Annotated in this window: 17 protein-coding genes and 1 pseudogene; 15 read left to right on the top strand and 3 right to left on the bottom strand. The window is 63.8% G+C overall.

Translation table 11 applies throughout. The features are described 5' to 3' along the window. Positions 1 to 69: 69 nt before the first annotated feature. On the bottom strand, positions 70 to 963 hold the full coding sequence (locus C5F70_RS04965) for a GNAT family acetyltransferase (RefSeq protein WP_017847504.1): 894 nt from the start codon (positions 961 to 963) through the stop codon (positions 70 to 72). A gap of 290 nt (positions 964 to 1,253) precedes the next feature. Here C5F70_RS04965 and C5F70_RS04960 point away from each other — a divergent pair. The 3 genes and pseudogenes from C5F70_RS04960 to C5F70_RS04950 form a co-directional block, all read left to right on the top strand. Then, positions 1,254 to 1,715, top strand: a pseudogene (locus C5F70_RS04960) (ABC transporter permease subunit); the annotation flags it as partial. 3 nt (positions 1,716 to 1,718) lie between these two features. Beyond that, positions 1,719 to 2,558 carry an ABC transporter ATP-binding protein gene (locus tag C5F70_RS04955; RefSeq protein WP_218276640.1) on the top strand — a complete coding sequence of 280 codons (840 nt, stop codon included), beginning with the start codon at positions 1,719 to 1,721 and terminating at the stop codon, positions 2,556 to 2,558. A 5-nt stretch (positions 2,559 to 2,563) separates the two neighbouring features. Further along, the gene (locus C5F70_RS04950; RefSeq protein WP_104902824.1) at positions 2,564 to 2,926 is read left to right on the top strand and encodes an Lrp/AsnC ligand binding domain-containing protein; all 363 of its coding nucleotides are present in this window, start codon (positions 2,564 to 2,566) and stop codon (positions 2,924 to 2,926) included. 1,128 nt (positions 2,927 to 4,054) lie between these two features. Here C5F70_RS04950 and C5F70_RS04945 read toward each other — a convergent pair. Further along, on the bottom strand, positions 4,055 to 5,392 hold the full coding sequence (locus tag C5F70_RS04945) for a lysine N(6)-hydroxylase/L-ornithine N(5)-oxygenase family protein (RefSeq protein WP_046382797.1): 1,338 nt from the start codon (positions 5,390 to 5,392) through the stop codon (positions 4,055 to 4,057). Positions 5,393 to 5,511: 119 nt separating this feature from the next. Continuing rightward, positions 5,512 to 5,994 (bottom strand): sigma-70 family RNA polymerase sigma factor, encoded by a 483-nt coding sequence (locus tag C5F70_RS04940; protein ID WP_017847509.1) that lies wholly within the window; start codon positions 5,992 to 5,994, stop codon positions 5,512 to 5,514. A gap of 254 nt (positions 5,995 to 6,248) precedes the next feature. On the opposite strand from C5F70_RS04940, the gene C5F70_RS04935 reads away from it, so the two are divergent. The 12 genes from C5F70_RS04935 (at position 6,249) to C5F70_RS04880 (ending at position 20,930) form a co-directional block, all read left to right on the top strand. Then, complete coding sequence (locus tag C5F70_RS04935; RefSeq protein WP_104902823.1) at positions 6,249 to 7,424, top strand: efflux RND transporter periplasmic adaptor subunit; 1,176 nt, start codon at positions 6,249 to 6,251, stop codon at positions 7,422 to 7,424. Further along, entirely contained in the window at positions 7,421 to 9,391 is a 1,971-nt protein-coding gene (locus C5F70_RS04930; RefSeq protein ID WP_104902822.1) for a MacB family efflux pump subunit, read from the top strand. The genes C5F70_RS04935 and C5F70_RS04930 overlap by 4 nt, the downstream gene beginning before the upstream one ends. Then, positions 9,384 to 10,799, top strand: coding sequence for an efflux transporter outer membrane subunit (locus C5F70_RS04925; RefSeq protein WP_104902821.1), 1,416 nt, complete (start codon positions 9,384 to 9,386; stop codon positions 10,797 to 10,799). The genes C5F70_RS04930 and C5F70_RS04925 overlap by 8 nt, the downstream gene beginning before the upstream one ends. Positions 10,800 to 10,935: 136 nt before the next feature. Further along, positions 10,936 to 12,555, top strand: a complete 1,620-nt coding sequence (locus C5F70_RS04920; RefSeq protein ID WP_017847513.1) for an alpha/beta fold hydrolase — start codon at positions 10,936 to 10,938, stop codon at positions 12,553 to 12,555. A 107-nt stretch (positions 12,556 to 12,662) separates the two neighbouring features. Beyond that, entirely contained in the window at positions 12,663 to 13,430 is a 768-nt protein-coding gene (locus C5F70_RS04915) for a FadR/GntR family transcriptional regulator (RefSeq protein ID WP_046382795.1), read from the top strand. Between the two features lie 240 nt (positions 13,431 to 13,670). Further along, entirely contained in the window at positions 13,671 to 14,873 is a 1,203-nt protein-coding gene (locus C5F70_RS04910) for an ABC transporter substrate-binding protein (protein WP_046382794.1), read from the top strand. Between the two features lie 58 nt (positions 14,874 to 14,931). Further along, positions 14,932 to 15,792 carry a branched-chain amino acid ABC transporter permease gene (locus C5F70_RS04905; RefSeq protein ID WP_046382793.1) on the top strand — a complete coding sequence of 287 codons (861 nt, stop codon included), beginning with the start codon at positions 14,932 to 14,934 and terminating at the stop codon, positions 15,790 to 15,792. Position 15,793: 1 nt separating this feature from the next. Next, entirely contained in the window at positions 15,794 to 16,804 is a 1,011-nt protein-coding gene (locus tag C5F70_RS04900) for a branched-chain amino acid ABC transporter permease (protein WP_017847517.1), read from the top strand. Next, positions 16,801 to 17,550, top strand: a complete 750-nt coding sequence (locus C5F70_RS04895; protein ID WP_017847518.1) for an ABC transporter ATP-binding protein — start codon at positions 16,801 to 16,803, stop codon at positions 17,548 to 17,550. The genes C5F70_RS04900 and C5F70_RS04895 overlap by 4 nt, the downstream gene beginning before the upstream one ends. Then, positions 17,550 to 18,245 carry an ABC transporter ATP-binding protein gene (locus C5F70_RS04890; protein ID WP_017847519.1) on the top strand — a complete coding sequence of 232 codons (696 nt, stop codon included), beginning with the start codon at positions 17,550 to 17,552 and terminating at the stop codon, positions 18,243 to 18,245. Before C5F70_RS04895 ends, C5F70_RS04890 begins: the two co-directional genes overlap by 1 nt. Positions 18,246 to 18,258: 13 nt before the next feature. Continuing rightward, complete coding sequence (locus C5F70_RS04885; protein ID WP_104902820.1) at positions 18,259 to 19,527, top strand: Zn-dependent hydrolase; 1,269 nt, start codon at positions 18,259 to 18,261, stop codon at positions 19,525 to 19,527. Continuing rightward, the gene (locus C5F70_RS04880; RefSeq protein ID WP_104902819.1) at positions 19,524 to 20,930 is read left to right on the top strand and encodes an amidase; all 1,407 of its coding nucleotides are present in this window, start codon (positions 19,524 to 19,526) and stop codon (positions 20,928 to 20,930) included. Before C5F70_RS04885 ends, C5F70_RS04880 begins: the two co-directional genes overlap by 4 nt. Positions 20,931 to 20,969: the final 39 nt, after the last annotated feature.

Here is a 20,969-nt window from a genome sequence, read left to right as displayed (position 1 = left end):
CACTGGAGGTATCGACTGACCCACCGTCATCGGGGCAAGCCCCCTCCCACATTTGATCTGCGATCATTCTCAGGATTGAGTCGGGATATTTTCCACCATCTTCTTGCCCATGCTGATCCTCGGCTCCACCCCGTACCCCAACGCCTCGTAGAACCCCACCACCGTGTCATTGCCGCCGGTGATCTGCAGGTTGATCTTCATACACCCCAAGGCGCTCAAGGCCTGCTCCGCGTGCCGCACCAGCGACGCACCCAGCCCTTGCCGGCGATAGTCGGCGCGCACCGCCACCGAATACAACCAACCACGATGCCCGTCGTACCCCGCCAGAACAGTACCGATCACGACGTTCTTATCCGTCGCCACGAAGAACAGCCCGTCATTGACCGCCAGCTTCTTATCGATCGCCAGGGTCGGCAGGTTGTGCGCGGTGTCATAACCAAAAGCGTCCTGCCACAACGTAACCACCTGCGCCCGGTGCAGACGGTCGCGGTAGACGCCGATAGGGTGACGCGACGACAGCGCTTTCTCCATCACCAACGTGCGCTCGTTGCCATGGTAGACGTCGCGCACGGTGTGAAAGCCCAGTTTGGTATAGAACGACTCGGCGCTCAGCGAAGACGGCACGTTCAACACCGTCACCCCGGCCTCGCGGGCGCGCAATTCGATTTCGATCATCAGCAGCCGACCGATGCCCTGCCCTTGCAGCGCCGGGTTGACGAACACCGAGCGCACCACATTACCGTCAAGGGAAGCGGTGGCGACGATCACCTCGTCCTGAACCGCCACCAGCACCGACCGACGCCGGAGCAGTTCGAGCACCGCATCGGGTGTGAAGTTGCCCGCCACCCGGGCGATCACATCCGCCGGATAGTCACGCGCATTGCTGCTGTGCAAGGCGGCGAGGATGACCCGGCTGATCCCATCTGCATCGGCGGCCTGGGCAATACGAACGGCGATAGACATGCACTCTCCTTCCTGACTCGGATACCACAACCACCCCCATACTAATGTGGGAGCTGGCTTGCCTGCGATAGCGCTCCGTCAGCCAACCTATCCGCCACCGCTTGATCGCATTCCAGCCCGCACAGCCGATTCGGCTGCCACACCCCACTTTTCAGCTTTCCCGGCTGAGCGCCGCCTCGGTTTCAGCCGGGATTCCTCCGTCAGCCCGCACAAAATAGCTCCACTGCTCAACCCATGGATTCGTGCCCCCATGCAAACCACCAACACCGTCTTGATGATTCGCCCGGCGCGCTTTGCCTTCAATCCGGACACCCCTGCTCAACCAGTTCTTCCGCAACGCGTTGAACTGCACGCTGCTGGCGTTCGTCCTCAACACCTGTGCCTACACCGTGGAAATCTTCGCCGGGGCGATCCGCAACATTCCCCATGGCGAAATCGAAGCGGTACGCGCCTATGGCCTGCACGGCTGGCGACTGAACCTGTTTGTGGTGGTGCCCGCCGCGCTGCGCCGTGCGTTGCCGGCCTACAGCAATGAAATGATCCTGATGCTGCACGCCACGTCGCTGGCGTTTACCGCCACCGTCGCCGACATCCTCAAGGTGGCCCGCGATGCGAATGCCGAGACGTTCCTGACGTTCCAGGCCTTCGGTATCGCCGCGCTGCTCTACATGCTGCTGTCCTTTGCACTGGTGGGCCTGTTTCGACTGGCCGAACGTCGCTGGATGCGTTTTCTTGTTCCTACCCGAGGCTAACCCATGAATCAGTCCGCGCAGGCCCTGGCCACTTATCCCGTCGAGACACCCGCAGCCCCTATCGCCAAGGCGGCGACGGCGACGGTCAAACTGCAAGTCGAAGGCATCCACAAACGCTACGGCGAACATGAAGTGCTCAAGGGCGTTTCCCTCAACGCACGCAACGGCGATGTGATCAGCCTGATCGGCGCCAGCGGCTCGGGCAAAAGCACGATGCTGCGCTGCATCAACTTTCTCGAACAGCCGGACGCCGGGGTCATCACCCTGGACGGCATCAGCATCGAAATGCGCCAGGGCCGCGCCGGCACCCGCGCACCGCACCAGGCGCAACTGCAGAACCTGCGCACACGCCTGGCCATGGTGTTCCAGCATTTCAACCTGTGGAGCCACATGACCGTGCTGGAAAACATCACCATGGCCCCGCGTCGGGTGTTGGGCGTGAGTGCGGCCGAGGCGGAACGACGTGCGCGGCTGTACCTGGACAAGGTCGGCTTGCCGGGCCGGGTGGCGGATCAATACCCGGCGTTTCTGTCCGGCGGCCAGCAGCAGCGCGTCGCCATCGCCCGCGCCTTGGCGATGGAACCGGAAATCATTCTGTTCGACGAACCGACCTCCGCCTTGGACCCTGAGCTTGTAGGAGAAGTCCTCAAAGTCATACAGACGTTGGCTGAGGAAGGTCGTACCATGTTGATGGTCACCCACGAAATGGGCTTTGCCCGCCAGGTGTCCAGCCAAGTGCTGTTTTTGCACCAGGGCCGCGTCGAAGAACAAGGCGGTGCCGAAATTCTCGACCATCCCAACAGCGAACGCTTGCAGCAATTTCTTTCCAACCGCTTGAAGTGAACCCCATGGATACCAAGGCCAACGGACCCCATTCCTCCCCTGCGCTGGATCGCATCGATGAGGCGATCATCGACGTGCAGATGGTCTCACCGGGGCTGTCGCTGCTGGTGCTGGTGGCCTTGTCCAACCAGAGCGGGCGCTCGGCGCAAAAGGCCTTCGAAGCCTGCGTCAAATCCTGCCCGCAGGTGTTCGAATGCCAGTTGATCAGCGGGCCGTTCGACTACAGCCTGCGCATGCGTTGCCGGGATATGGAACATTACCGGGTGCTGACGGAGACCTGGTTGAACAACGATGAGTTGCACATCGACAAATTGGTGGCCCACCCCGAACTCGCGGTAGTCAAAAACACCGCCACCGAACTGGCCTGATCCCCAGACACCAAAGATCAAATGTGGATCAGATAGGGCTCATTCTGCTCTTGGGCGCGGCCTTATAGCCGACCACATCCTGGAAGCCGAACGCGGTCAAGAGTGTGGGAGGGGGCTTGCCCCCGATTGCAATCTGTCAGCTACAAATTAGTTGACTGATACACCGCCATCGGGGGCAAGCCCCCTCCCACATTTGGATCTCCGTGGATCAGATAGGGCTCATTCTGCTCTTGGGCGCGGCCTTATTAGCCGACCACATCCTGGAAGCCGAACGCGGTCAAGAGTGTGGGAGGGGGCTCGCCCCCGATTGCAATCTGCCAGCTACCAATTAGTTGACTGATACACCGCCATCGGGGGCAAGCCCCCTCCCCCATTTGGATCTCCGTGGATCAGATAGGGCTCATTCTGCTCTTGGGCGCGGCCTTATAGCCGACCACATCCTGGAAGCCGAACGCGGTCAAGAGTGTGGGAGGGGGCTTGCCCCCGATTGCAATCTGTCAGCTACAAATTAGTTGACTGATACACCGCCATCGGGGGCAAGCCCCCTCCCACATTTGGATCTCCGTGGATCAGATAGGGCTCATTCTGCTCTTGGGCGCGGCCTTATAGCCGACCACATCCTGGAAGCCGAACGCGGTCAAGAGTGTGGGAGGGGGCTTGCCCCCGATTGCAATCTGCCAGCTACCAATTAGTTGACTGATACACCGCCATCGGGGGCAAGCCCCTCCCACATTTGGATCTCCGTGGATCAGATAGGGCTCATTCTACTCTTGGGCGCGGCCTTATAGCCGACCACATCCTGGAAGCCGAACGCGGTCGAGATTGTGGGAGGGGCTTGCCCCCGATTGCAATCTGTCAGCTACAAATTAGTTGACTGATACACCGCCATCGGGGGCAAGCCCCTCCCCCATTTGGATCTCCGTGGATCAGATAGGGCTCATTCTGTTCTTGGGCGCGGCCTTATAGCCGACCACATCCTGGAAGCCGAATGCGGTCAAGAGTGTGGGAGGGGGCTTGCCCCCGATTGCAATCTGCCAGCTACAAATTAGTTGACTGACACACCGCCATCGGGGGCAAGCCCCCTCCCACATTTTCTACCCCGCCTCCAAAAGTCGCTACAAGCGTTCATCAGCTCGCCGTAGCAAGCAGCAAATCCTGCACCGAACGCCCCTGCCCACGGTGGCGATCATGCGCGTACAACGATGCGGCAATCTCATCCGCCCGGATCGGCAGCACCGACAGCAAGGTATCGCTCAACCCATGGCTGGCCTGGCTGAAGCCCTGGATGTAGATGCCGGCCTTGCACCGCTCATCCGTCACGATGCGGTAGTCGCGGCTGACTTCGAAATCGCTCATATAGGCCTGCAGCGGCGCCAGCAACTCGCGGTGCATCTGGCGCTCGTAGCCGGTGGCCAGGATCACCGCGTCGTAATGGCTGACGCTGGTTTCGCCACTGGCGTTATTGCGCAGGGTCAACTCGATGCCCAACGGACCGGCGCTGACGTTCTCGACCACGGTCATGGTGCGGAAGGCCTGGCGCGCGGTGCCGGAGACTTTCTGGCGATAGAAGATGCCATAGATGCGCTCGATCAACTCCAGGTCGACCACCGAATAGTTGGTGTTCTGGTACTCGGCGATCAGCCGCTCACGCTCGGCGCCGACCTGCTGGAACACCAGGTCGGTAAAGGCCGGCGAAAACACTTCGTTGACGAACGGGCTGTCATCCGCCGGTTTCAGCGCCGAGCCGCGGAGGATCATATCGACTTGTACCGCCGGGAAGCCGTCGTTCAAATCGATGAACGCTTCGGCCGCGCTCTGGCCGCCGCCGATCACCGCAATACGCATCGCCTTGCCCTGCACGCAAGGCTGCTGGGCCATGCGCGCCAGGTACTGGGAATGGTGGAACACGCGGGGGTCATCCCTGAACGCCTTGAACACGTCGGGCACGCGCGGCGTGCCGCCAGCGCTGACCACCACCGAACGGGTGGTGCGGACATGCTGTTCACCCAACGCATCGCGGGAAATCACGCGCAGTGCTTCAACCTGCTGCTGATGCAGGATCGGTTCGATGGCCAGCACTTCCTCGCCGTAGCGGCTCTGGGCCTGGAATTGCCCGGCGACCCAGCGCAGGTAGTCGTTGAACTCCATGCGGCACGGATAGAACGTGCCGAGGTTGATGAAATCGACCAGACGGTTGTGGGCTTTCAGGTAGTTGACGAAGGAATACGGGCTGGTGGGGTTGCGCAGGGTCACCAAGTCCTTGAGGAACGAAATCTGCAGTTCGCTCTGGGTCACCAGGGTATTGCCGTGCCAACGGTAGTCGGCCTGCTTGTCGAGAAACAGCACGTCCAGTTTGCCCTGGGTCTTTTCGCGCTCCTGCAGGGCGATGGCCAGCGCCAGGTTCGAAGGGCCGAAACCGATACCGATCAAGTCGTGAACCGCGGGCGAAGCAATTGCCTGTGTCATTCCAGTGTCCTCTGGATAAGCCCCTTGGCGGTGGGGCGGGAATACCTTCACGACCTGCACAACAGGTCATGTGTTGATAGGAAACGAGGACAATGAATTAAAATTTAACCACTCGACGCTCAGGGTGCGTCCCACTCGCGCATCCGCACCCGACAGTGCTTCATCGCATTGACGATGTGTTTTTCCACCAGGCTGCGGGAAATCCCCAGGCGCTCGGCAATCTGCGCGTGGGACAGGCCGTCGAGCTTGCGCAGCAGGAAGCTGTCGCGGCAGACCGCCGGCAACTCGGCCAAGGCGCGTTCGAGCATCTGCAGGCGCTGAGTGTGATCGTGGGTGGCGTGGGGCGAAGCGTTGGCGAAGCGCTCTTCGGCGTCCAGCACCTCCAGCGGCTCGACCTGACGCAAGGCGTTGCGTCGATGGCCGTCGATCACCAGGTTCAGCGCGGTACGGTACAAAAAGGCGCGGGGCTGGTCGATGGGGGTGTCACTGGCGCGTTCCAGCACCCGCACATAAGCGTCATGCACCACATCTTCGGCCACCTGGCGGTTGCCCAGCTTGGCGTTGAGGAAACACACCAGCTCGCGATAGTAGTTTTCCAACATGACTCCCGACCACCTGACGGCGGTATTAGGTCCTTGAATGCTTAAAAAGACAGCCATGAGTGATGGCAGTTTGGGTAAGTGCAATTTATAGTAATTCTCATCTACTTTTAAAGAAGACTTGCTTCAGCGGGCAATTTTTTTACTCGCCAGCACTGTAACTACTTGTGAAACAGCCTAAATCTTCGGGCCATGCTCTCGTTTAACTGTCAGCCCCCCGCAACTGCGGTCCGAACTTTCCTGGCTGGAACCAACCCATGAAACGCCCTCGACCTGCCCGACACGCCCTGCTGGTTGTGGCGTGCCTGATCCCTGTTATCGGCATCGCCGCCTGGCAATTGCAGCCGCCGGGGCGCGACAACCTGGCCACCGTTACCGTGACCCGCGGCAACATTGAAAACAGCGTCACCGCCCTGGGCACCCTGCAACCGCGACGCTATGTGGATGTGGGCGCCCAGGCGTCCGGGCAGATCCGCAAGATCCATGTCGAAGCCGGCGATCAGGTGCAGGAAGGCCAGTTGCTGGTAGAGATCGACCCCTCGACGCAAAAAGCCAAGCTCGACGCCAGCCGCTACGCCATCGAAAACCTCAAGGCCCAATTGCAGGAGCAGAAAGCCCAGCACGCACTGGCGCGCCAGAAGTACCAGCGCCAGCAGCGCCTGGCCGCCGGCAACGCGACCCGCGAAGAGGACGTGCAAACCGCCAAGTCCGAACTGAGCGCCACCCAGGCGCGGGTCGACATGTTCCAGGCGCAGATTCTCCAGGCCCAGGCCAGCCTGCGCAGAGACGAGGCGGAATTGGGCTATACGCGCATCTATGCGCCGATGACCGGCACCGTGGTGGCGGTGGACGCACGGGTCGGCCAGACCCTCAATGCCCAGCAGCAAACGCCGCTGATCCTGCGCATCGCCAAGTTGTCACCGATGACCGTGTGGGCCGAGGTCTCGGAAGCCGATATCGGCCACGTCAAACCCGGTATGACCGCCTATTTCACCACCCTCAGCGGCGGCAACCGCCGCTGGACCAGCAGCGTGCGGCAGATCCTGCCGATCCCGCCCAAGCCGCTGAACGAAACCCAGGGCAGCGGCAGCCCCAGCAGTTCGAACAAAAGCGGCAGCGGCCGCGTGGTGCTGTACACCGTGCTGCTGGACGTGGACAACAGCGACAACGCCTTGATGGCCGAAATGACCACCCAGGTGTTTTTCGTCGCCGGCCAGGTCAAGGATGCGCTCACCGCGCCGGTCGCCGCCCTGCAAGACAGCACCAGCGCCGACCGGCAGACCGCCCGCGTGGTCGCGGAGAACGGCCGCATCGAAGAGCGCGTCGTGCGCCTGGGTATCAGCGACCGCCTGCGCGTCGAAGTGTTGGAAGGCCTCAGCGAAGGCGATCACCTGCTGATCGGGCCGGGCGCCGGCAGCGGGGGGTTGAATTGAGCACGCCCCTGATCGAACTCAAGCACATCCGCAAATCCTACGGCGGCGGCGACAGCCCGCAGGTCGACGTATTGCGCGGCGTCGACCTGTCGATCCATGCCGGGGAATTCGTCGCCATCGTCGGCGCCTCGGGTTCCGGCAAATCCACGCTGATGAACATCCTCGGCTGCCTCGACCGCCCCACCGCCGGCGACTACCTGTTCGCCGGCGAAAACGTCGCGCACCTGGACAGCGACGCACTGGCCTGGCTGCGCCGCGAAGCCTTCGGCTTTGTGTTCCAGGGCTACCACTTGATCCCGTCGGCGTCGGCCCAGGAAAACGTCGAAATGCCGGCGATCTACGCCGGCATCAGCGCCGCCGAACGCCACGCCCGCGCCAGGGCCCTGCTCACGCGCCTGGGCCTGGCCGACCGCACTGGCAACCGTCCGCATCAACTGTCCGGCGGCCAGCAGCAACGGGTCTCCATCGCCCGCGCGCTGATGAACGGCGGGCATATCATCCTCGCCGACGAGCCCACCGGCGCCCTCGACAGCCACAGCGGCGCCGAGGTGATGCGCCTGCTCGACGAACTGGCCAGCCAGGGCCACGTGGTGATCCTGATCACCCACGACCGCGACGTGGCGGCGCGGGCCAACCGCATCATCGAAATTCGCGACGGCCTGATCATCAGCGACTCGGCCGACAGCCCCCGCCACCGCCCGGCCAGCGCCGACAGCGCGACGCTGCAAGCCGTCGACCTGCGCCAGCGCCTGGCCGAAGGCGCCGAGCACAACGGCGCGTGGAAAGCCGAACTGCTCGACGCAGTGCAGGCCGCCTGGCGCGTGATGTGGATCAACCGCTTCCGCACCGCCCTGACCCTGCTCGGGATCATCATCGGCGTGGCCTCGGTGGTGGTGATGCTGGCGGTGGGCGAAGGCAGCAAGCGCCAGGTCATGGCACAGATGGGCGCATTCGGTTCCAACATCCTCTACCTCAGCGGCTCCTCGCCCAACCCGCGCACGCCGCTGGGCATCGTGACCCTCAACGATGTCGCGGCATTGGCGACGCTGCCGCAGATCAAGCGGATCATGCCGGTCAACGGCAGCGACGCTGGCATCCGCTACGGCAACCTGGATTACCTGGCCTATGTGGGCGGCAACGACGTCAACTTTCCGCAGATCTTCAACTGGCCGGTGGTCGAGGGCAGCTATTTCACCGAAGCCGACGAGCGCGCCGGTGCCACGGTCGCGGTGATCGGCCACCGCATCCGCGAGAAACTGTTCAAGCAGGTCAGCCCGATCGGCCAATACATCCTCATCGAAAACGTGCCTTTCCAGGTGATCGGCGTGCTCGCGGAAAAGGGCTCCAGCTCCGGTAACAAAGACAGCGACGACCGCGTGGCCATTCCCTACACCGCCGCCAGCGTGCGCCTGTTCGGCACGTACAACCCCGAATACGTGGTGATTGCCGCCGCCGATGCGCGCAAGGTGCGGGAAGCCGAACACGCCATCGACCAACTGATGCTGCGCCTGCATAACGGCAAGCGTGACTACCAACTGACCAACAACGCGGCAATGATCCAGGCCGAGGCGCGCACACAAAACACGCTGTCGCTGATGCTCGGTTCGATCGCCGCGATTTCGCTGCTGGTGGGCGGCATCGGGGTGATGAACATCATGTTGATGACCGTGCGCGAACGCACCCGCGAAATCGGTATCCGCATGGCCACCGGCGCGCGCCAGCGCGACATCCTGCGCCAGTTCCTGACCGAGGCGCTGATGCTCTCGGTGGTTGGCGGCCTGTGCGGTATCGGCCTGGCGCTGCTGGTCGGCGGCGTGCTGATGCTGGCCAAGGTCGCAGTGCAGTTTTCCCTGGTGGCGGTGCTCGGCGCGTTTGGCTGCGCACTGGTCACTGGCGTCGTATTCGGCTTTATGCCGGCCCGTAAAGCTGCCCGGCTCGATCCGGTTAAGGCGTTGACCAGTGAATAAACGATCCCCCGCCTCCCCCGTGTGCGTACTCGGCCTGTGCCTGCTGCTCAATGCCTGTGCCGCCAGCCTGCCCGCCGTCGACAGCGGCGTGGCAGCACCGACCGCCTGGCAGTACGCCGAGCGTGACGCCGCCCAACTCAACAATCAGCGCTGGTGGACGCAATTCGGCAGCCCGCAACTGAACCGCCTGATCGAACAGGCGCGCCGTGACAGTTTTGACGTGGCGGCCGCCGTCGCACGGGTGCGCCAGGCCCAAGCCACGGCAGTGATCGCCGGCGCGCCGCTGTTGCCGGAAGTGAAGTTCAACCTGTCCACCAGCCATCAGAAGTTACTGCGCGGCCAGGGCGGGCCGGACCTGGACGCGACGCAAAGCAATGACACGGTCAACAGCTTCGGCGCCAACCTCAGCGCCAGTTATGAAGTGGATTTCTGGGGCGGCCGCGCGGCCGCGCGAGACAGCGCCCTGCACAGCCTGCGGGCCAGCGCGTCGGACCAGGCTACCGTGGAACTGACCCTGCTCAGCAACGTCGCCGACCGCTACGCGCAAACCCTCGCCGCACGCCAGCGCGAGCAGATCGCCGAGTTGAACCTGGCGAATGCACGCAATGTGCTGGAACTGGTGCAGACCCGCTACGACGCCGGTTCCGCCACGGCCCTGGAACTGGCCCAGCAGCAAAGCCTGGTCGCCAGCCAGCAACGGCAATTGCCGCTGATTCAACAACTGGCGCAAGAGTCGCGGATCACCCTCGCCGCCCTCCTCGGCCAGCCGGTCCAGGCGCTGGACCTGGGCACCGAGCCCTTCCAGGCCCTCACCTGGCCGCGCATCGGCCCGGGCGTGCCCAGCCAACTGCTGAGCCGGCGCCCCGACCTGGCCAAGGCCGAAGCCGAACTGGCGGCGGCGCAAGCGGATGTTCGCGTCGCCCGCGCGGCCATGCTGCCTGCGGTGACGCTCGGCGCGACCTTCGGCTCCGACGCCGGCAAAGCCGTGGAGATCCTGCGCAGCCCGTATTACACGCTGACGGGCGGCCTGGTCGCACCGATCTTCAACAACGGCCGTTTAAGCGCCGAACGGGACAAGGCCCGCGCGCGCCAGGACGAGCTGCTGCAGACCTATCGCGGGGCGATCATCAACGGTTTCGCCGATGTGGAAAAAGCCCTCAGCAACATCACGCGCCTGGACCAGCAGCGCCAATGGCAAACGCAAGAGCTGCAGGCGGCGCAGAACGCCTTGCGCATCGCCGAAAGCCGCTACCAGGCGGGCGCCGAAGACTGGCTGAGCGTGCTGGACAGCCAGCGCACCCTGTACACGGCCCAGGACCTGAATGTGCAACTGCGCTTGTCGCGCCTGCAAGCCAGTATCGCCTTGTACAAAGCCTTGGGCGGCGGCTGGGAATCCGACATCCGATAAACGAAAGTCGCATTTCGTACACTCGCCGTTTTGTCCTCCTACATTTTTCCCCCCACGGTCCTTGGTAAAAAAGTCGTCCCGAATGAGCAGCCACAACAGTGGCTTCTTTTTCTCACACGACAGGCCAGGATCGCTGATGAAACCCCTTCCAGCTGCAAGCGCAATCACCTACCGTTGCCTGGTGCTGGTCGCAGCCCTGGCGCCCACCGGCGCTTACGCTGAAACACCGCGCTCGCCGTTCGGCATCGAATGGTTCCTGGACTGCCCGCAGCCGACGCTCGAACGCCTAGACCCGGAAGTCATCGAACGCACCCAATGCGGCATCGTCACCGCGCCCCTGGACCATGGGGCGCCAGAGCGCGGTCGCATCAGCTTCGACATCACCCGTGTCGGCGCCAAACTACCGCTGTCACGCCAGGGCGCGATATTCGCCAACCCGGGGGGCCCCGGGCTCGACGCCGGCGGCGCCTTCGCCGTACACCTGGCCACCGTCTGGAAGCACTACGCCCGGCAACCCGACTGGGGCGACACTTACCGCCAGTTGGCCGATACCTATGATGTGATCGAAGTCACCCCGCGGGGCCTGGGCCGGCTGCCGGGCTCACGCCTGGAGTGCCGCTCCGACGCGCGGATCGTGCCGCAAGCGGACGTCAGCGAAGACCGCAGCGCGGCCAACCTCGCCGCCGCGCGCCAGAATGCACGGTTGATCGCCCAAGCCTGCGCCAGCCACCCGCTGACGCCTTACATCACCACCGAGCAAACCGCCCGCGACCTGGAATTTGTGCGCAAGCAATTGGGCGAGTTGCAGTTCAACTACCTGGGCAACGCCTACGGCACCTGGCTCGGCGCCTGGTACGGCGGCCTGTTTCCGGCGAACGTGGGGCGCATGGTGCTCGACTCGAACATCAACTGGACCTCAACGTTCGAGCACGCCAGCGTGATCGTCGCCAGCGAAAAGGAGAAGATTTTCGAGCGCTTCGTGGCCCAGGCCGCCGCCCTCGACCCTGGCGTGTATCAGCTGGGCGACACGCCGGCCGCCGTGCGCCGTGTGTTCATGGAACTGCTGCCCAGCGTGCGTACCGCGCTGCGTTCCAGCAACCGTTTCTACAGCGACCCCGCCGGCCTGATGGGCGCCCATGTGCTCAGCCGCTGGCTGCGGGACACTCCCGACGGCGACGACCTGGCGCTGGAAACGCGTGCCCGCGCACACCGCTTCAGCCCCGACCCGGTGATCGAAGAGCGCGCCAAGTCGATGTTCAGCCTGCTGCTGCAACGCGTGCGCGAACCCTTGCAGGCCAACGTGCCCAAGCCCGGGCCGTTGCGCATGTCGGCCGCCGACTCGGTCAAAACCGCGATCCTGTGCAATGACTCGACCTACTCCAACGAAGACCTCTGGCAACAGAAAGAAACCGAATCGCTCGCCAAGTACCCGGTCGCCGGCAGCGCCCTCGAGGCGCGCCAATGCACCACCTGGCCGCAAAAACACAGCCGGGGCTTGCCGTACAAGGAACTCGCCCGGCTCGACAGTCTGCTGATGGTCCAGGCTGAGTTCGACGACCAAACCCCGTCCACCGGCGCCGCCTGGGCCTTCGAGCGCACCTTCCCGGCGAGCCGCGTACAACTGAAGAACGCCTATGCCCACGGGGTTTCGTTCAGCGGCGTGAGTGCCTGTGTGAACCAGTGGGTGGGCGATTATCTGATGCATGGGAACAAACCGCCGCGCTCGACGGTGTGTACGGATGCCACTGTGCAATGAGTCTCCGTTTGCGACCTTTCCACACCAGAAACGACACCCTGCGTTGACGCTACGGCCCAATCGTTATTAAGTGCTATTTATCCGCATTAATACGATAAATAGACCCCATGCTCACTCGCCCGCTACGACGCAAACGCCAGAAGCTGTCCGACGTGATTGTCGAGTCGGTCAAGCGCTCCATCGTCACCGACGCCTTGAAGCCCGGCGACCGCCTGCCCACCGAGCGCGAGCTGATGGAAAGCTTCCAGTGCTCCAAGGGCTCGGCCCGCGAAGCGCTCAAGGCCCTGGAAGTCGAAGGCCTGGTCAGCACGCGCACCGGCCCGAGTGGCGGAGCCTACCTGAACCAGGCCGGCACCGAACCGGCCAGCCGCGCACTGCGCAACTACCTGCACTTCCAGCACCTGGATGGCGAACAGGTGTACCAGTTGCGCAAGGTCATCGAAGTGGAACTGGCGGTGTCGGTGCTCGGGCGCCTGAGCGAAGACGACTACCAGGCCCTGCAGGCCAACGTGGATTTTTGCAGCGCGCCGGAAGACAGCGAGGCCGGCCAGCGCGAACAACGCCTGGCGGAACTGGAGTTCCACAACCTGCTCGCCAAGGCCTGCCCCAACCCGCTGCTGAGCTTTACGGCGCAGTTTCTCAACGACCTGCTGCGCGACCTGGTGGTGCTGAAAAAAGCCTACAAGCCCAAGCGCAAGCAGTTCGACGCGGCCAACCTCGACTATCACAAGCAACTGTTGAGCGCCTTTCGCGCCGGCGATGAAAGCGCGGTGCGCAGCCTGATGCATGAACACATGTGCGACGCCGAACACCATATGACCGCGCTCGAAGGCCAGGTCAGCCCGCATTTTCTACTGGAGTTCGATCACTCTTAAGAACACCCCAGCTCCAATGTGGGAGGGAGCTTGCTCCCGATGAGGCCGGCACAGTCACCGTTATATCGACTGACACATCGCTATCGGGAGCAAGTCAAATCGTCGCACCGCCCCTCCCACAGTTGACTGCATTCCAACCCGCACACTGCGTTACCCCAATAAAAAATGCCTGCCCACAGGCCCTGCTCCACCGTATCGCCCTTGCCGCTCCTGCCAATAACTAAACCAGGGAGTCACCCCATGCAGCGTCGTACGTTATTGAAAGCCAGCCTCACCCTCGCCTCCGCCCTCAGCCTGCCGCTGAGCGTGCGCTCGGCATTCGCCGCCGAGCCTTTTACCTTTTACGGCCTCAAGTCCATGTCTGGCGCCTTTGCCAGTTATGGCAAGTTCGCCGACATGGGTTCGCGCCTGGCGGTGGCGCAGCACCCCGAGATTCTTGGGCGCCCGCTGAACTACAAGGTCATCGACACCGAAGGCAACGCGGGCAAGGCGGTGCGCAAGGTGCAGGAAGCGATTGCGCAGGACGGCGCGCGGTTCTTCCAGGGCTGCACCCTGTCGTCGTCGGCGCTGGCAGTGGCCAAGGAAGTCGACAAGGCCGGAGGCGTGTTCATGACCCCGGTGGGCGCCGATGAAGTCACCGGCAAAGACTGCAACCACGCGACCTTCCGCTGGTCGGTGCCGACCTACGGCGCGATCCGCGAAACCCTGGTGCCACTGATCAAGCTGCTGCCGGACGCCAAGCGCTGGTACACCATCACCCCGCAATACGTGTTCGGCGAAGCCTTGCTCGAGGGCGCCAAAAACGTGCTCAAGGAACATGGCCTGGAACACGTCGGCAACAGCTACCACTCGCTGCAGGAGCAGGAATTCTCCGGCTACCTGACCAACGCCATCGCCACCAAGCCCGACGTGCTGGTGCTGCTCAACTTCGGCAGCCAGTCGTCCAACACCCTGCGCCAGGCGGTCAACTTCGGCATCAAGGAGCGCATGAAAGTGCTGCTGGTGTGGTCTGCCGGCCTCGACCAGTTCCAGGAACTGGGCAGCGATGTGCTCGAAGGCGTGTACCTCGGCGCGCAGTACTGGCACCAGGTCGACAGCCCGCTCAACCGCGAACTGGTCAAGCTGACCCAGGCCAAGTACGGCATCAACCCCACTTACCCGCTGGCCGCCGACTACATCAGCACCAAGGTCATGCTGGACACCATCATCGCCACCGGCAGCTTCGACGGGCCGACCGTGGCCAAGGCCATGCAGGGCCTGAGTTTCGAGGGCCCCACCGGCAAGGAGTCGATCCGTGCCGGCGACCACCAGGTGATCAAGGATTACTACCTGCTGATCGGCAAGGCCGCCGCCGACATGGCCGACAAGGACGACCTGGCCAAGGTGCTCAGCGCCGGCCAGTCATTCCCGCCGGTCGAGGCCACGGGCTGCACGCTCGGCTGACCCCCTGACTATTTGCACCGCAGGGCCGCGCGAGCGGCTTCCTGCCGAGGGTTCCTGCATGCTCAATCTTTACCTGTTCCAGATACTCAATGGCCTTGGCCTGGGGATGATCTACTTCCTGATCGCGGTCGGGCTGACGATCATTTTCGGCCTGCTCAACTTCGTCAACTTCGCTCACGGTGCGTTCTTCCTGCTGGGCGCCTACATCTGCTACACCGCCGTGAGCCTCACCGGCAGCTTCTGGCTGGCGCTGCTGCTGGCACCGCTGGTGGTGGCCGCGCTGGCGTGGGTGATCGAGCGCTTGCTGATCCAGCGGATTTATCACTTGCCGCACATGTTCCAGATCCTGGTGACGCTGGGGATCGCGCTGATCATCCAGGAAGCCAGCGTGATGATCTGGGGCCCGGTGGGCAAAAGCGTCGCCGTGCCGGAACTGCTGCGCGGGGTGCTGGTGCTGGGCGATTTCGTCTATCCCTATTACCGCCTGTTCCTCATCGTATTTTCCGGGCTGGTGGGCCTGGGCCTGTGGCTGCTGCTGGAACGCACACGCTTCGGCGCACTGGTGCGCGCCGGCAGTGAGAGCACCGAAACCGTGTCGCTGCTGGGCACGAATATCTTCCGCCTGTTCTCCATGACCTTTGCCCTCGGCGTCGGCCTGGCCGGCATGGCCGGCGTACTGTTCGCGCCGTTGCGCGGTGCCCAGCCCTTTGTCGGACCGGAAATTCTCGGGATCGCCTTTGTGGTTGTCGTCATCGGCGGCATGGGCTCGTTCAGCGGCGCGCTGGTCGGCGGTTTGCTGGTGGGCGTGGTGCAAAGCCTGATGACCACACTCTGGCCCCAGGGTGCGAGCCTGATGATCTACGGCGCGATGGCCGTGGTGATTCTGGTCCGCCCCTACGGCCTGTTCGGGAGAGCCTGACATGAGCGAGAAAAATCCCCTGCCGTTCGCCAAGACCCAATCCAAAGCGATGTTGCTGTGGGTGCTGGCAGTGCTGATCGGCCTGCCGCTGGTCCTGCCCTCGGCGACCCTGGCCAGCGAAATCCTGATCTTTGCCATGGCCGCCCTGGCCTGCAACCTGTTGCTCGGCTACACCGGGCTGTTGTCGTTCGGCCAAGGCATCTTCTTTGGTGCCGGTGCGTACTGCGCGGCGCTGCTGATGATCCACCTGCAACTGGGTCTGTTCAGCGCACTGCTCGGCGCCGCCGTGGCCGGCGGCTTTCTGGCGCTGCTGGTGGGTGCCCTGGCGATCCGCCGCACCGGCATCTACTTCGTCATGCTGACGCTCGCGTTCAGCCAGATGGCGTATTTCGTCGCCTACACCCTGAGCGACTGGACCGGCGGCGACAACGGCCTGCTCAGCGTGCCGCGCCCGGAGATCCGCATCGGCGACAGCGTGTTGCTGTCGTTGGCCGACGCCCGCGCGTTCTACGGTTTTGTCGCGGTGCTGTTCCTGCTGATCTTTATCGGCGCACGCCGCGTCATCGCCTCGCCGTTCGGCAGCACGCTGATGGCGATCCGCGAAAACGAAACCCGTGCCTCGGCCATCGGCTATGACACGCGTCACTTCAAGATCCTGGTGTTCGTGCTGTCCGGCGCGGTCACCGGGATTGCCGGGGCGCTGTACGCCATGTTGCTGCACTTTGTGCCGCTGTCGAATATCGACCTGGCGATGTCCGAGAACATCCTGATCATGACCATCGTCGGCGGCACCGGCTCGCTGTTCGGTTCGTTGCTGGGCGCCGGTTCCATCGTGCTGCTGGGGGATTTCCTCTCCGACCTGTGGCCGCGCTGGCTGATGTTGCTGGGGATGATCCTGATCCTGGTGGTGATCTTCATGCGCGGTGGTTTGTGGGGCGGCCTGGCGTCGCTGTTCGAGAAAGTACGCGGCCGCCGCAAGGCCGTCGTCGTCGCCAAGGAGCAAGGGCTATGAGCATCCTGTTGGAAACCAAGAACCTGGAGCTGGCCTATGGCGCGTTCCATGCGGTCAACGGCGTCAACCTGAAGGTCGCGGCCGGCACCATCCACACCATCATCGGCCCCAACGGCGCGGGCAAGACCAGCCTGTTCCACTGCCTGACCGGCGAACGCCAGGCCACCGCCGGGGCGATCCATTTCGACGGCCAGCCACTGATGCGCAAACCGGCCCACGCCCGCGTCGGCCTCGGTATGGCGCGTTCGTTCCAGCTCACCAGCCTGTTCCAGAACCTCAGCGTGCGCGAAAACCTGCGCCTGGCCGCCCAAGGTCGCGACGGTGCGCGCGCCTTGAATTTCTGGCGTCGGGTCGAGAGCAAGCGCGAACACCTGGAGATGGCCGACCAGGTGCTCGAACGCCTGCAACTCACGGCCCGCGCCGCGACCCTGGCCGGCGAGTTGTCCCATGGCCAGCAACGGGTGCTGGAGGTGGGCATGTCGATCTGTTCCAAGCCAAAACTGTTGATGCTCGACGAGCCCACCTCGGGCATGGGCATCGATGACATCCCGATCATGACTCAACTGATCAGCGACCTGGGCCGCGACCACACGGTGCTGCTGATCGAACACAACATGAGCATCGTCATGTCCATCAGCCAGCGCATCACGGTGATGAGCCACGGCCAGATCCTGGTGGAAGGCACGCCGGAATTCGTGCGCGCCGATGAACGTGTGCGAACGGCTTATCTTGGGGAGGCTGCCTGATGCTGATCGTCGAGAATATCCATTCCTACTACGACAAGAGCCACGTGCTCGAAGGCGTGTCGCTGACCGTCAACCCCGGCGAACTGGTGACCCTGCTCGGCCGCAACGGCGCCGGCAAGACCACCACGCTGCGCAGCATCCTCGGCATCATCTGCCCGCGCCAGGGCCAGATCCACTTCAACGGCCAGGCGCTGGTGGGCCAGAAGATCTTTGAAATCGCACGCCAGGGGTTGGCGTTGGTGCCGGAGAACCGCGGGATCTTCCGCCTGCTCACCGTCGAGGAAAACCTGCGCATCGCCGCGCGCAAGAGCAGCCGCTGGCAACTCGAAGACGTCTACGGCATGTTCCCGCGCCTCAAGGAGCGACGCAAAAACGCCGGCCACGCGCTCTCCGGCGGCGAGCAACAGATGCTCGCCATCGCCCGCGCCCTGCTCAACGATCCCAAGCTGCTGATCCTCGACGAACCCACCGAAGGCCTGGCCCCGGTGATCGTCGACGAGTTGGTGAAGATCCTGCGCAAGGTCAAGGACGACGGCCTGCCGGTGCTGCTGGTGGAACAGAACCTGATGGTCTGCGACAAGCTCGCCGACCGCCATTACGTGCTCGAACAGGGCCGCGTGGTGTACGAGGGCAGCGCGCAAGCCTTCCGCGCCGACCCGACGATCAAGAACCGCTACCTGGCCCTGAGTGCCTGACCGGAGTTCGAAGATGAATAGCTTTGCACAACCGCTCCAGAGCAACGCCCCACTGATCAACCGCGACCGCCTGTGGCAATCGCTGATGGACCTGGCCCGACTTGGCGCCACCGTCAAAGGCGGCGTGTGCCGTCTGGCCCTCACCGACCTCGACCGCCAGGCCCGCGACCTGTTCGTGCAGTGGTGCGAGGCGGCCGGGTGCAGTGTCAGCGTCGACGCCATCGGCAATATTTTTGCCCGGCGCCCAGGGCGCAATCCAGCCCTGCCGCCGGTGATGACCGGCAGCCACATCGACACCCAGCCCACCGGCGGCAAGTTCGACGGTTGCTTCGGGGTGATGGCCGGCCTGGAAGTGATCCGCACCCTCAATGATTTGAAGATCGACACCGAAGCGCCGATCGAGGTGGTGGTATGGACCAATGAAGAAGGCTCGCGCTTCCCGCCGTGCATGATGGGGTCCGGGGTGTTCGCCGGTAAGTTCGACTTGCAGGACACCTTGGACAAGCAGGACGACCAGGGCCTGTCGGTGGGCGCCGAATTGCGGCGCATCGGTTATGCCGGTTCGCGTGCGGTGCTCGGCCATCCGGTCGGTGCGTATTTCGAGGCGCATATCGAACAAGGCCCGGTGCTGGAAGACCGTGCCACCACCATCGGCGTGGTGATGGGCTGCCTGGGCCAGAAGTGGTTCGACCTGACCCTCACCGGCGTCGAGGCCCACGCCGGCCCGACGCCGATGCACCTGCGCAAGGACGCCCTGGTCGGCGCCGCCGAGGTGGTCAGCGCGGTCAACCGCATCGCACATCAACAGCAACCCCACGCCTGCGGCACGGTCGGCTGCCTGAGCCTGCGCCCCGGCTCACGCAATGTGATTCCGGGCCAGGTCCAGATGACCATCGACCTGCGCCATCTGCATGCCGACAAGCTGCAGGCCATGGTCGATGAAGTGCGCGGCGTGATCGAAGCCAGCGCTGCACGCCACGGCCTGACGTTCGAGTTGACCGCCACCGCCGACTTCCCGCCGCTGGACTTCCACCCGGCCTGCGTCAACGCCGTGCGCGACGCCGCCGACGCCTTGGGCCTGAGTCATATGGACATCGTCAGCGGCGCCGGGCACGACGCGATTTTCGTCGCCGAATTGGGCCCGGCCGGGATGATTTTTGTGCCATGCGAAGGCGGCATCAGCCACAACGAAATCGAGAACGCCGCACCAGATGATCTGGCGGCAGGTTGCGCGGTGTTGCTGCGCGCCATGGTCAATGCGGCACAGGGGGATCAGGCATGAGTGAGATCGGCCAACTGACGGCGGTGCAACTGCTGCAGCATTTTCGTGACAAAAGCTTGTCGCCGGTGGAAGTCACCGAAGACGCGCTGTTGCGCATCGAGCGCTATAACCCGCTGGTCAACGCCTATTGCCATGTCGATGCCGAGGGCGCACTCAACGCCGCACGCGCCTCGCAAGCGCGCTGGTTGAAAGGCGCACCCTGCGGTGCGCTGGATGGCGTACCGGCGTCGATCAAGGACCTCACGCTGACCCTCGGCATGCCCACGCGCAAGGGCTCGCGCACCACCTCGGCCGAGGGTCCGTGGGACGTGGACGCGCCCTTCCCGGCGTTTATGCGCAAGGCCGGTGCGGTGCTGCTGGGCAAGACCACCACCCCGGAATTCGGCTGGAAAGGCGTCACCGACAACCCGCTGTACGGCATCACCCGCAACCCGTGGGACACGCGCATGACCACCGGCGGTTCCTCCGGCGGCGCGGGCGCGGCGGCTGCGCTGAACCTGGGGGTGTTGCACCAAGGCAGCGATGCCGGCGGCTCGATCCGCATTCCCTGTGCGTTTACCGGCACCTTCGGGATCAAGCCGACCTTCGGCTATGTGCCGCAGTGGCCGGCCAGTTCGATGACGATCCTGTCGCACCTGGGGCCGATGACCCGCACCGTGGAAGACAGCGTCTTGATGCTGCAAACCGTCGCACAACCGGATGCGCGAGACGGCTTGATCGGCGCACCAAGGACCACGCCCTGGTTGTCGGAGACCGTGGATTTGAAGGGCCTGCGCATTGCCTACAGCCCCACCTTCGGCTACGTCGATGTCGACCCGCAGGTGGCCAAAGTGGTCGCCCGGGCTGTGGCGGGCCTGGTGCAGTTGGGCGCCCATGTCGAACAGATCGACCCGGGTTTCAGCGACCCGCAGGAGGTGTTCAACACCTTATGGGCGGCCGGCGCGGCCCGTCTGACCGGCCCGATGAGCGCGGCGCAAAAACAGCTGCTCGACCCCGGCCTGCTGCGTATCGCGCAACGCGGCGAGGGCCTGAGCCTGGACGATTTCAGCGCGGCCCTGGAAGCACGGGCAGCCCTGGTGGCGCGGATGGCGGCGTTCCATGAGCACTACGATGTGCTGGTGTCGCCGATGATGCCGATCACCGCGTTCGAGGCCGGGCACAACGTGCCGCCAGGCTCCGGAATGCACGAATGGATGGAGTGGACACCGTTCACCTACCCCTTCAACCTGACCCAGCAACCGGCAGCGTCGGTGCCGTGCGGGTTGGCGGCGAATGGCTTGCCGGTGGGGTTGCACGTGGTGGCGGCGCGGTTTGCCGATGAGACGGTGTTGCGGGTTTGCCAGGCATATGCAAAAGCATTCCCTACCGCCCCCCTGCCAGCCCCGATCACCGGAACAGCGTAGATCCAACCCAACGCTGGGAGGGGGCTTGCTCCCGATGGG

Origin of the sequence: Pseudomonas sp. LH1G9 (genome assembly GCF_002949975.1) — a bacterium.
Taxonomy (GTDB): domain Bacteria; phylum Pseudomonadota; class Gammaproteobacteria; order Pseudomonadales; family Pseudomonadaceae; genus Aquipseudomonas; species Aquipseudomonas veronii.
This window is presented reverse-complemented; position numbering and strand designations above follow the sequence as displayed.

Bases quoted from the DNA above. Each gene is read 5' to 3' on its own strand.
- C5F70_RS04950 (WP_104902824.1), top strand. From the start codon at position 2,564: ATGGATACCAAGGCCAACGGACCCCATTCCTCCCCTGCGCTGGATCGC.
- C5F70_RS04915 (WP_046382795.1), top strand. From the start codon at position 12,663: ATGCTCACTCGCCCGCTACGACGCAAACGCCAGAAGCTGTCCGACGTG.
- C5F70_RS04945 (WP_046382797.1), bottom strand. From the start codon at position 5,392: ATGACACAGGCAATTGCTTCGCCCGCGGTTCACGACTTGATCGGTATC.
- C5F70_RS04885 (WP_104902820.1), top strand. From the start codon at position 18,259: ATGAATAGCTTTGCACAACCGCTCCAGAGCAACGCCCCACTGATCAAC.
- C5F70_RS04965 (WP_017847504.1), bottom strand. From the start codon at position 963: ATGTCTATCGCCGTTCGTATTGCCCAGGCCGCCGATGCAGATGGGATC.
- C5F70_RS04955 (WP_218276640.1), top strand. From the start codon at position 1,719: ATGAATCAGTCCGCGCAGGCCCTGGCCACTTATCCCGTCGAGACACCC.
- C5F70_RS04895 (WP_017847518.1), top strand. From the start codon at position 16,801: ATGAGCATCCTGTTGGAAACCAAGAACCTGGAGCTGGCCTATGGCGCG.
- C5F70_RS04935 (WP_104902823.1), top strand. From the start codon at position 6,249: ATGAAACGCCCTCGACCTGCCCGACACGCCCTGCTGGTTGTGGCGTGC.
- C5F70_RS04880 (WP_104902819.1), top strand. From the start codon at position 19,524: ATGAGTGAGATCGGCCAACTGACGGCGGTGCAACTGCTGCAGCATTTT.
- C5F70_RS04890 (WP_017847519.1), top strand. From the start codon at position 17,550: ATGCTGATCGTCGAGAATATCCATTCCTACTACGACAAGAGCCACGTG.
- C5F70_RS04940 (WP_017847509.1), bottom strand. From the start codon at position 5,994: ATGTTGGAAAACTACTATCGCGAGCTGGTGTGTTTCCTCAACGCCAAG.
- C5F70_RS04910 (WP_046382794.1), top strand. From the start codon at position 13,671: ATGCAGCGTCGTACGTTATTGAAAGCCAGCCTCACCCTCGCCTCCGCC.
- C5F70_RS04900 (WP_017847517.1), top strand. From the start codon at position 15,794: ATGAGCGAGAAAAATCCCCTGCCGTTCGCCAAGACCCAATCCAAAGCG.
- C5F70_RS04920 (WP_017847513.1), top strand. From the start codon at position 10,936: ATGAAACCCCTTCCAGCTGCAAGCGCAATCACCTACCGTTGCCTGGTG.
- C5F70_RS04905 (WP_046382793.1), top strand. From the start codon at position 14,932: ATGCTCAATCTTTACCTGTTCCAGATACTCAATGGCCTTGGCCTGGGG.